We start from the raw sequence: 10,801 nt of genomic DNA on the forward strand, positions 1-10,801 counted from the left end.
GGCCAGGGTGACCGCCAGGCCGCTAGCCGGCTGCCCGTTGTAACGGGTGACGAAGTCGTACGACTCGGCGCCCAGCTCGACGCGGGCTACATCGCCCAGGCGCAGTTCGGCACCGTCCTGCGCACCGCGCACGATGATGTTGCGGAACTGTTCCGGGGTCTGCAGGCGCGACTGCGCGTTGATGGTGGCGTTGAGCTGCTGGCCCTTCACCGACGGCGCACCACCCAGCTGACCGATGGCCACCTGCGCGTTCTGTGCCTTCACCGCAGCGACCACTTCCGGCACCGACATGCCGTAGGTGTGCAGCTTGTTCGGGTCCAGCCAGATGCGCATGGCGTACTTGCCACCGAACACCTGGATGTTGCCCACGCCCGGAACGCGGCTGAGACGGTCCACGACGTTGGAACCGACGTAGTCGGCGATGTCGTTGGCATCCATGCTGCCATCTTCGGACACGAACGCGATGACGTTCAGGAAGCCCGAGCTGGACTTGGCCACGTTGATGCCCTGCCGCTGCACTTCCTGCGGCAGCAGCGGCATCGCCAGCTGCAGCTTGTTCTGCACCTGCACCTGGGCGATGTCGGGGTTGGTCCCGCTCTCGAAGGTCAGGGTGATGGTGGCCTGGCCGTTGGACGAACTGTTGGAGGAGAAATAGATCAGGCCATCAAGGCCCTTCATGTTCTGCTCGATGATCTGCGTCACCGAGTCTTCGACCACCTTGGCCGAAGCACCCGGGTAGCTGGCGCTGATTTCCACCGCCGGCGGTGCGACGTTGGGGTACATCGAGATCGGCAGCTTGAACAGGGCCAGGCCGCCGGCGAGCATGATGATGATCGCGATGACCCACGCGAAGATGGGTCGATCGATGAAGAAACGTGCCATGGAGTTCTCCGCTTACTTCGCGCCTGCGGCCGCAGCTGCAGGTTGGGCGGCGGCCGGCTTGGCCGGGGCGGCGCCCTGTTCGGTGGCATTCACGGGCATGCCCGGGCCGATCTTCTGCAGGCCTTCGACGATGACCTTGTCGCCGGCCTTCAGGCCGTCCTCGACCAGCCACTTGTCGCCGACGGTGCGGCTGACCTTGACCGGGCGCACTTCGACCTTGTTGTCCTTGCCGACCACCATTGCACTGGTATCGCCCTTCGGATCGCGGGCGATGCCCTGCATCGGCACCAGCACCGCATCGCTGCGCACACCGCCGCCGATCACCGCGCGCACGTACATGCCCGGCATCAGCAGGCCATCGGGGTTGTCGACCCTGACCCGCAGCGCGAAGCTGCCGGTGGCCGGATCGACGCTGACTTCGGAGAACTCCAGCGTGCCCTTGTGTTCGAAGGTGCTGCCGTCTTCCATCAGGATGCTGACCGGCGTCTGCTGGTTGTCCTGCAGGCGGCCGGCGGCCAGTTCGCGGCGCAGCTGCAGCAGCTCGGCCGAGGACTGGGTCAGGTCGACRTAGAYCGGGTCCAGCTGCTGCACGGTTGCCAGCGCCGTGGCCTGGCCGGCGCTGACCAGCGCGCCCTGGGTGACGCTGGACTTGCCGATGCGGCCGCTGATCGGCGCGGTGATGCGCGCATAGCCGAGGGTCACGTTGGCGGCATCCAATGAGGCCTTGGCGGCGCCGACATCGGCCTCTGCCTGCTTCTGCGCAGCCACGGCGTTTTCCAGATCCTGCTGGCTGACCGCGTCGACCTTGGCCAGCTCGGTGATGCGCTTGGCGCTCAGCCGCGCCGCATTGGCGGTGGCTTCGGCGCGGGCCAGCTGTGCACGCGCACTGTTGGCCTGGGCGCGGTAGCTGGCGTCCTCGATCTGGTACAGCGGCTCGCCGGCCTTGACCATCCCACCCTCGGTGAACAGGCGCTTGGCGACGATGCCGTTGACCTGCGGGCGCACTTCGGCCACCAGGAAGGCGTTGGTGCGGCCCGGCAGCTCACGGGTCAACCCGACGGTCTCGGACTTCAGCGTGACCACGCTGACCTGGCCCGGTCCCTGTTCGGGTGCCTGGGGTTGGCCGCCACAGGCAGCGACGGTGGCAGCGATCGCCAGCGACAACGCGAAGGGTCGGATTCGGCTCAGCAACATGATGGGAATGGCTCTTGAAGGGAGGGATCTCAGCAGGTGCTGATACGACGGACCCTCCCCTTGCAGGAGTAAGTCCGCGCGAACAGCGCCCACCCGCGTGAAGTGGGAGCCAGGACGGGCCTGCCACGCACACGACGGGAATGATGGGACGGAAATATACATACATGCGTGTTTGTTTGTAAAGCAGTACAATTCAGCCACGTTTCACCCGCACTCGTACCCGCTCATGGCCCGCAAAACCAAAGAGGACACCCAGGCAACCCGCGAAGGCATCCTGGATGCCGCCGAAGCCTGTTTCCACGAACACGGCGTGGCCCGGACCACGCTGGAGATGATCGGTGCCCGCGCCGGCTACACCCGCGGCGCCGTGTACTGGCATTTCAAGAACAAGGGCGAGGTGCTGACCGCGATCGTCGAACGGGTGCACCTGCCCTTCATGCAGGAGCTGGAGCGCACCTCCACCGACCAGCGCGACACGCCGGTGCATGACCTGCGCGCGGTGATGATCCACTCGTTCATCGAGCTGTCCGAGGACGAGCGCCTGCGCAAGACCATGGAGATCATGCTGCGCAGCGATGCCTCGGCCGACACCAGGGTGCTGACCGAACTGCAGCAGAGCGGTTTCCGCGATGCCCTGGACCGGATGGAACGCGCCCTGCGCCGTGCCCAGGACCTGGGCCAGCTGCGCGACGGCGCCGACCCGAAGATCGCCGCGCGCATGCTGCACGCCACCGTGCTCGGCGTGCTGCACGGGGCGATGGTCGAACCGGACCTGATGGACCTCAAGCGCGACGGCATGCTGGCGCTGGACATGACCCTGGCCGCCTACGTGAAGGAAGGCGTGTTCGTACCGGGTTCGGTGCCCGAGCCGCTGCCGGAGGCGTGACGGCGCCGCCGGGCATGGCCCGGCGCTACCGCAGATTCGGCCACAAAGGTAGCGCCGGGCCATGCCCGGCGAGTACGTAACGGGTCGGAGCCCTCGCCATGGCGAGGGATCCGACCCTGCATAACGAAAAAGGCCGCCTTTCGGCGGCCTTTTCGCATTCCCGGTTACAGGATGTAACGGCTCAGGTCCGGGTCCTGCACCAGTTCACCCAGGTGCGCATCGACATAGGCACTGTCGATGGCCAAGGTTTCACCATCGCGGTCCGGTGCTTCGTAGCTGAGCGAATCCAGCAGGCGCTCCAGCACGGTATGCAGGCGGCGCGCACCGATGTTCTCCTGGCGCTCGTTCACCTGGAAGGCGATCTCGGCCAGGCGGTCGATGGCATCGGTGGTGAAGCTGACCTTGACGCCTTCGGTGGCCAGCAGCGCTTCGTACTGCTTGGTCAGCGCAGCCTTCGGCTCGGTCAGGATGCGCACGAAATCAGCCTTGCTCAGCGCACCCAGCTCCACGCGGATCGGGAAGCGACCCTGCAGTTCCGGGATCAGGTCGCTGGGCTTGGCCAGGTGGAASGCRCCCGAYGCGATGAACAGGATGTGGTCGGTCTTGATCGTGCCGTACTTGGTGGACACGTTGGAACCTTCCACCAGCGGCAGCAGATCGCGCTGCACGCCTTCGCGCGAGACATCGCCACCGCCCACGTTGTCACCCCGCTTGGCGACCTTGTCGATCTCGTCGATGAACACGATGCCGTGCTGCTCGCAGGCCTCGATCGCGGCGGTGCGGATGTCATCCTCGTTGACCAGCTTGCCGGCCTCTTCCTCCTGCAGCAGCGGACGCGCGGCCTTGATGGTCAGCGTGCGCTTGTGGGCCTTGGCGCCACCACCGAGGTTGGCGAACATCGACTTCAGCTGCTGGCCCATTTCCTCCATGCCCGGCGGGGTCATGATGTCCATGCTGACGTTGGCAGTCAGGTCGAGCTCGATCTCGCGATCGTCCAGCTCGCCGTTGCGCAGCATCTTGCGGAACTTGATGCGGGTCTCGTTGTCCTGCGCCGACGGTTCGTTGCGCGCAGCCTCCGGGTCGAAGCCGATGCCACCGCTGCGGCGCGGCAGCAGCGCATCGAGGATGCGGTCTTCGGCGCGCTCTTCGGCCTGCGTGCGCACGCGCACCTTGGCCTGCTCGCGGTACAGCTTGACGGCGGTATCGGCCAGGTCACGGATGATCTGCTCGACATCCTTGCCGACATAGCCGACTTCGGTGAAGCGGGTCGCTTCGACCTTGACGAACGGCGCGTTGGCCAGCGTGGCCAGGCGGCGCGCGATCTCGGTCTTGCCGMMRCCGGTCGGSCCGATCATCAGGATGTTCTTGGGCATGACCTCGTTGCGCAGCTCGGGCTGCAGCTGCATGCGGCGCCAGCGGTTGCGCAGGGCGATGGCGACCGCGCGCTTGGCGTCGTGCTGGCCGACGATGTGCCGGTCCAGCTCCTGCACGATCTCGCGCGGGGTCATGGTGGCGGAGGAAACTTCGATCTTGTGCGGCATGGGTGTGCTCACGAATGCGTTGTCGGTAGCGCCGGGCCATGCCCGGCGGATCAGGAATGTGTGTGACGGTTCCCCGTCACAACTCCTCGACCACCACGTTGCGGTTGGTGTAGATGCAGATGTCGCCGGCGATGTTGATCGCTTCGCTGGCGATGGTGCGTGCATCCAGTTCGGTGTGCGCCATCAGCGCGCGTGCAGCGGACAGCGCATACGAGCCACCGGAACCGATGGCGATGATGCCGTCCTCCGGCTCGATCACGTCGCCGGTGCCGCTGATGATCAGCGAGGTTTCCTTGTCGGCCACCGCCAGCAGGGCTTCGAGCTTGCCGAGGCGGCGCTCGGTGCGCCAATCCTTGGCCAGTTCCACCGCGGCACGCTGCAGCTGGCCATGCTTTTCCAGCTTGGCTTCGAACAGCTCGAACAGGGTGAAGGCATCGGCGGCGGCACCGGCAAAGCCGGCCAGTACCTGGCCATCGCGGCCAAGGCGGCGGACCTTGCGTGCGTTGCCCTTCATCACCGTGTGGCCGAGGGTGACCTGGCCGTCGCCGGCAATGGCCACGTGCTCGCCGCGACGAACGCAGACGATGGTGGTGGCGTGGAAAACGGTGGGATTCTGACTGGGGTCCATGCGGCCTCCGATAGCTGTTCACGGGACATGGGGACAGCCGCCGAAGCGATCAAGCCCGCACCGATAGCTGCCGTTCAGCGCTTGGCATGCGATGGCCGGCCCGGATTGGGTTCAATGCCCCACGCCACGTACCAGTCCTCACCCTGCGTCTCGATCGGGTGCTGGGTGCGGCCCGAGCCGTTGCCACAGGCCAGTGCGTCGGCAGCGCAGTAACGGTCGCAGCCCCAGCAGATACGCTCGGGGTGCTTGGGACGCAGCGGAATGGGCTTTGCCATGGTCGGTATCTCGTCGTGGCCTGCGGCCACGATGCACCGGCGACCACTGCCCCGCCCTGATCCAGATCAAGCGGCGGCCGTTCCGGTAGCACCGGGCCATGCCCGGCGAGCGCGCAGCGCGGGCGGTGTCGCGTACACGACACATGGATCGCACAGCCGCCGGGCATGGCCCAGCGCTACCCCACCGTGTCGGGCGGGTCTTTGCGACGTTTCGCGCGCGGATGCGCGGCATCGTAGACCTTGGCCAGATGCTGGAAATCCAGATGGGTGTAGATCTGCGTGGTGGCGATGTCGGCATGGCCGAGCAGTTCCTGCACACCGCGCAGGTCACCGGAGGATTCCAGGATGTGGCTGGCGAAACTGTGCCGCAGCATGTGCGGGTGCACGTGCTTGAACAGGCCCTGGCGCTGCGCCAGCTGGCGGATGCGGATCTGCACCGCGCGCTGGCTGATCGGCCCGTTGCGGCCGGGGAAAACCGGTGTGGCGCCACTACCACCGCTTTCGCTGCGCCAGGTCAGCAGCGCTTCGCGTGCCGGCTTTCCGAAGGGGACGCGACGTTGCCGGTTGCCCTTGCCCATCACGTTGACCAGGCCACTGGCGAAATCCAGATCGCGCCAGGTCAGCGCACAGACTTCGCTCAACCGCAGGCCGGAGGAATAGAACAGTTCCAGCAGCGCGCGGTCACGACGACCCAGCTCGCCTTCCGGTTCCAGTTCAACCAGCTGCACGGCTTCATCGGCGTCGAGCACCTGCGGCAGCCGTCGCGGCGCACGCGGCGCCTTCAGCGTCGCTGCCGGGCTGGCCTCGATGCGGCCATGCTTGAGCAGCCAGGCATAGAAGCTGCGGCAGGCCGACAGCCGGCGTTGCAGGCTCTTGGCCGACAGGCCACGGCGGTGTTCATCGGCAACGAACTGGCGCACCGCGTCGGTATCCAGCGCCTCCACGGCCACCCCGCGGGGTTCGGCCCACACCGACAACGCATCCAGGTCGCGGCGGTAGGCGTCGAGCGTATGCGCCGACATCCGCCGCTCCACCTGCAGGTGCTGCAGGAACGCCTGCACCGCGCTCATCGTCGTCGTTTCCCGCTCAATCCGCGAAGCGCTTGAGCCCGGTCACCAGGGCCTCGCCCATCATCCGCAGGAACAGCGTGCCCATGCCGGGATAGAAGCGGTTCGGATCATGGCTGCCCACCGCGATCAGGCCAACACCCGGCAGCGGCAGCAGCGCGGTGGTCTGCACCTCCTCGCTGCGCGCGCCGTACAGCACCGCGTTCTTGTCGCTGTGCAGGCGGCCGCAGATCGGCTCACCATCCTTCAGGCAGTCGCGGAACGGGCCCAGCTGCGCATCATCGGCAGCCAGCACCTGCAGCCACTCGGCCTGCTCCAGCCCGGCCACCGGCGCATGCACGACCAGCCGTACCAGATCGCCGGCGAAATCTTCCTGCAGTGACGCCGCCATCGCGCGCAGCGTGTCGGCGGCGTTGTCCTGCTTCATCAGGGCCAGGGTGAGCTGATGCGTGCGCACCGCCAACCGCTCGTTGACCTGCGCGGTCGCGCCCAGGTCGGCCAACCGTCGCGCCAGCTCGCGGTTCTTCTCGCGCAGCACTTCCAGCTGGTAGCTGGCCAGCGATGCGGTCGGGCCGTCATCGCGTGGCACCACCAGGGTCAGCGCCAGGTCCGGGAACTGCTTGAGGAAACCCGGATGGCGCCGCAACCAGGCGGCGACTTCATGGGCACCGAGCTTGTCGACGGTCTCAGTCATGCGATCCACTCCCCTTCGAAGACGAATGCGGTCGGGCCCGCCATCACCACCGGCTGGCCATCGCCCGGCCACTGGATGCGCAGGTCGCCACCAGGCAGGCTGATGCGCGCATCGCGCTGCAGGCGGCCGCGATGCATCAGGGTCACTGCGGCCGCGCAGGCGCCACTGCCGCAGGCCAGGGTTTCACCCACGCCGCGCTCGAACACGCGCAGGCGCACATGTTCCGGGCCCATTACCTGGGCGAAGCCCACGTTCACCGACTTCGGGAACGAGGCATGCTGCTGCAGCAGTCCGCCCACGCGCTCGACCGGTGCGGCATCGACCAGGCCCACTTCAATCACCGCGTGCGGATTACCCATCGACACCGCCGCGAAGCGCACGGTCTCACCCTGCAGTGGCAGCAGGTACTCCTCGCGCGGGTGGGCGAAGCCGATCAGCGGCACCTGCGCCGGATCGAACAGCGGCACGCCCATCGCCACCGCGTACTGGCCATCGCCGAGGACATCCACGGCATGGCTGGCCAGCGGGCTGTCGATGACGAAGCGGTCGCCCTGCGCACTGCCCTCGCGCACCAGCCAGGCAGCGATGCAGCGCGCGCCGTTGCCGCACTGCTCGGAATTGGAACCATCGGCGTTCCAGATGCGGTAAGAGGCGACGGAGCCTTCGGCGCGCGGCGGCTCGATGGTCAGGATCTGGTCGCAGCCGACGCCGGTATGGCGGTCGGCCAGGCGCGCGGCCAGTTCCGGGGTGGGCGGCGGGGTGCCGTCGCGCAGGTCGATCACTACGAAATCGTTGCCCGCGCCGTGCATCTTGCTGAAGCGCAGGCCGTTGGTACCGGCCTTACTCATTCCCRTCGTCCACCTTCTTGGCCGGATCAGGAGTGACGGACGGACTGCCGTCGCGCGGGGCCTGGGTGGCAGCAGGCGTGGCGTCGGCATCAGCGGCCGGTTCGACGGTTTCTTCCACCGGCACCGGCTTCTGCGGCAGCACCAGCGGGCCCTTGTTGCCGCATGCGGCGAGGAACAGCAGCGAGGCCGCTGCCAGCGGAATCAGGATGACATTGCGATGGGGGATGTTCATGCCCCGAGTATAGCCATTGGCGGCTGAGCGGTTGGTGCAGGGTGCCGCACCACGCATCCGCCGGGCATGGCCCGGCGCTGCCGCAACCCGGCACCGTGGCAACGCCGGGCCATGCCCGGCGGGAGAGATCAATCGGCCGGCGGCAGCGGCCGGGTCCACAGCCAGATCGCCACCACGGTCATGCTGCCGATGGAGAACCACTTCACCCAGGCCACCGGCACGCACCACAGCATGATGCCGGCGCACACCGCCATGGTGATCGTGGCCATCCATTTGCCGTACCGGCTCACCGCACCATGTGCCTGCCAGTTGGCGATGGCCGGGCCGAAGCGCGGGTGCTGCAGCAGCCAGCCGTGCAGGCGCTCGGAGCCGCGCGAGGCGGCCCAGGCCGAGATCAGGATGAATACGGTGGTAGGCAGCCCCGGCACGAAGATGCCGACGATGCCGGTGCCCAGGCTGGCATAGGCCAGCAGCCACCACGCCCAACGGAACCGCACCGGCCGGGCGGGCGTTGGCAGGTCCTTGGTGGCGGGCGGTTCGGGCGGGCGCATCGCGCAAGGATACCGAGCGCAGGTGGCGGCGGCGATATCACCGCCGCCACGATGCGTCATTCCGTCGCAGCACCGGCCGCGGGCGTTTCGATGCCCAGCTGCTGCAGCACGAATGCATACGACTCGGACAGTTCGCGGTAACGCTGGAAGCGCCCGGACTTGCCGCCGTGGCCGGCTTCCATGTTGGTGCGGAACAGGATCGGGAAGGTGCTGGTGTTGTCATCACGCAGCTTGGCCACCCACTTGGCCGGYTCCCAGTACTGCACCTGCGAATCCCACAGGCCSGTRCCSACGAACAKCGMCGGATASGCCTGCYTKKTSASRTTGTCGTARGGCGAGTASGACAGCATGTASTCGTAGTACGGCTTCTGTTCGGGGTTGCCCCACTCGTCGTACTCGTTGGTGGTCAGCGGGATGGTCGGGTCAAGCATGGTGGTGACCACGTCCACGAACGGCACCTGCGCCACCAGCACGCGGTAGTCCTGCGGCGCCTGGTTGGCGATGGCGCCCATCAGCAGGCCACCGGCGCTGCCACCGGACGCGGCGACACGGTCCTTCGCGGCCCAGCCCTGTGCCACCAGGCCACGGGTGACGTCGATGAAGTCGTTGAAGGTGTTCTGCTTGTGCAGCAGCTTGCCGTTCTCGTACCAGTCGCGACCCATTTCCTGGCCACCGCGGATGTGGGCGATGGCGTACACCACGCCACGGTCGAGCAGGCTCACCGCCGTCTGGTTGAAGTAGGGGTCCATCGACATGCCGTAGCTGCCGTAGGCGTACTGGAACAGCGCGCCGGTGCCATCCTTCCTGTAGCCCTTGCGATAGACCAGCGACACCGGCACCTTCACCCCGTCGCGCGCGGTGATCCACACCCGGTCGGTCTCGTACTTCGAGGCGTCATAGCCGATCACCGGCTGCTGCTTGAGCTGGCGACGCTCGCCGGTGGCGGTGTTCAGTTCGTACACCGTGGTCGGCGTGGTCATCGAGGTGTACACGTAGCGCAGCCACGTGGTGTCAGCCTCGGTGTTGTCGCCCAGGCCCATCGAATAGGCCGGTTCGTCGGCCTTTACGTAGTCGTTGCGACCGTCCTTGAACAGCAGGCGGATGCGCTCCAGGCCTTCGGAACGTTCGGCGATGGCGGTGTAGGTATCGAACAGTTCGAAGCCTTCGATGAACACCGCATCGTCATGGGCGATCCAGTCCTTCCACTGCGCACGCGAGGTGGCATCGGTCGGTGCGGTCACCAGCTTGAAGTTCTTCGCGCCATCGTTGGTGCGGATCACCCAGCGGCCATCATAGTGGTCGGCGTCGTACTCCACGTCGCGCTGGCGCGGGGCGAGCACGGTGAACGTGGTCGGGTCGCTGGCCGGCGCGTAGCGCTCTTCGGAGGACACGGTGCTGTGCACGCCGATGGTGATGAAGCGATCGTCGCGGGTGCGGCCGATGCCCATGTAGAAGCTGTCGTCCTTCTCTTCGTAGACGACGGTGTCGGCGCTGGCCGGGGTGCCCAGCACGTGCTTCTTCACCCGCACGGTCAGCAGGGTTTCCGGATCGTTCTCGACATACAGCACGGTGCGGTTGTCGTCGGCCCAGACCAGGTCGCCCGAGGTGCCGGTGATCGTGTCCGGCAGCACCGCGCCGGTGCGCAGGTCCTTGAAGCGGATGACGTACTGGCGGCGGCCCACGTCATCGTCGGCCCAGGCCAGCAGCTGGTTGTCCTGGCTGACCTCCATCGAGCCGACGCTGAAATAGCCCTTGCCGGCGGCCATCGTGTTGACGTTGAGCAGGACCTCTTCCGGCGCGTCCATGCTGGCCTTGCGGCGCGCATGGATGGGATAGTCCTGGCCGGTCTCGTAGCGGCTGTAGTACCAGTAGCCGCGCTCGCGCGCCGGCACGCTGGCATCGTCCTGCTTGATGCGGCCGACGATCTCGCCGTACAGCGCATCCTCCAGCGGCTTCAGTGGTGCCAGCAGCTGGTCGGCGTAGGCGTTCTCGGCCTGCAGGTA

The 10,801-nt window shown here is 66.9% G+C and carries 11 protein-coding genes and 1 pseudogene; 1 reads left to right on the forward strand and 11 read right to left on the reverse strand.

Features of this window, described 5'->3' with window-relative positions:
* Window positions 1-882, reverse strand: a pseudogene (gene smeE, locus AC1VAN_RS02775) (multidrug efflux RND transporter permease subunit SmeE); the annotation flags it as partial.
* 12 nt (window positions 883-894) lie between these two features.
* On the reverse strand, window positions 895-2,076 hold the full coding sequence (smeD, locus tag AC1VAN_RS02780) for a multidrug efflux RND transporter periplasmic adaptor subunit SmeD (protein WP_480985228.1): 1,182 nt from the start codon (window positions 2,074-2,076) through the stop codon (window positions 895-897).
* A 226-nt stretch (window positions 2,077-2,302) separates the two neighbouring features.
* Between smeD and smeT the strand changes: the two genes are divergently transcribed.
* Entirely contained in the window at window positions 2,303-2,962 is a 660-nt protein-coding gene (gene smeT / locus AC1VAN_RS02785; protein WP_025877280.1) for an efflux transporter SmeDEF transcriptional repressor SmeT, read from the forward strand.
* Window positions 2,963-3,126: 164 nt separating this feature from the next.
* On the opposite strand, the gene hslU is transcribed toward smeT, so the two are convergent.
* The 9 genes from hslU to AC1VAN_RS02830 form a co-directional block, all read right to left on the reverse strand.
* Window positions 3,127-4,503 (reverse strand): ATP-dependent protease ATPase subunit HslU, encoded by a 1,377-nt coding sequence (gene hslU / locus AC1VAN_RS02790; RefSeq protein ID WP_480985229.1) that lies wholly within the window; start codon window positions 4,501-4,503, stop codon window positions 3,127-3,129.
* Between the two features lie 76 nt (window positions 4,504-4,579).
* Window positions 4,580-5,131, reverse strand: coding sequence for an ATP-dependent protease subunit HslV (hslV, locus tag AC1VAN_RS02795; protein ID WP_025877284.1), 552 nt, complete (start codon window positions 5,129-5,131; stop codon window positions 4,580-4,582).
* A gap of 74 nt (window positions 5,132-5,205) precedes the next feature.
* Entirely contained in the window at window positions 5,206-5,406 is a 201-nt protein-coding gene (locus tag AC1VAN_RS02800) for a DUF3079 domain-containing protein (protein ID WP_313115464.1), read from the reverse strand.
* 176 nt (window positions 5,407-5,582) lie between these two features.
* A complete protein-coding gene (gene xerC, locus AC1VAN_RS02805; RefSeq protein WP_032976548.1) occupies window positions 5,583-6,476 on the reverse strand; it encodes a tyrosine recombinase XerC in 894 nt (297 codons plus the stop codon).
* 16 nt (window positions 6,477-6,492) lie between these two features.
* Window positions 6,493-7,167 (reverse strand): DUF484 family protein, encoded by a 675-nt coding sequence (locus AC1VAN_RS02810; RefSeq protein WP_025877290.1) that lies wholly within the window; start codon window positions 7,165-7,167, stop codon window positions 6,493-6,495.
* Window positions 7,164-8,015 (reverse strand): diaminopimelate epimerase, encoded by an 852-nt coding sequence (dapF, locus tag AC1VAN_RS02815; protein ID WP_033832253.1) that lies wholly within the window; start codon window positions 8,013-8,015, stop codon window positions 7,164-7,166. Before dapF ends, AC1VAN_RS02810 begins: the two co-directional genes overlap by 4 nt.
* Window positions 8,008-8,247: an LPS translocon maturation chaperone LptM gene (gene lptM, locus AC1VAN_RS02820; protein WP_025877294.1), complete on the reverse strand. Its 240-nt coding sequence runs from the start codon at window positions 8,245-8,247 to the stop codon at window positions 8,008-8,010. The genes dapF and lptM overlap by 8 nt, the downstream gene beginning before the upstream one ends.
* A gap of 128 nt (window positions 8,248-8,375) precedes the next feature.
* Entirely contained in the window at window positions 8,376-8,798 is a 423-nt protein-coding gene (locus AC1VAN_RS02825) for a YbaN family protein (RefSeq protein WP_032976551.1), read from the reverse strand.
* Window positions 8,799-8,854: 56 nt separating this feature from the next.
* The coding region (locus tag AC1VAN_RS02830; RefSeq protein WP_480985230.1) for a S9 family peptidase at window positions 8,855-10,801 on the reverse strand (1,947 nt) is incomplete at its 5' end.

Source organism: Stenotrophomonas sp. 05L44_2 (genome assembly GCF_056665995.1).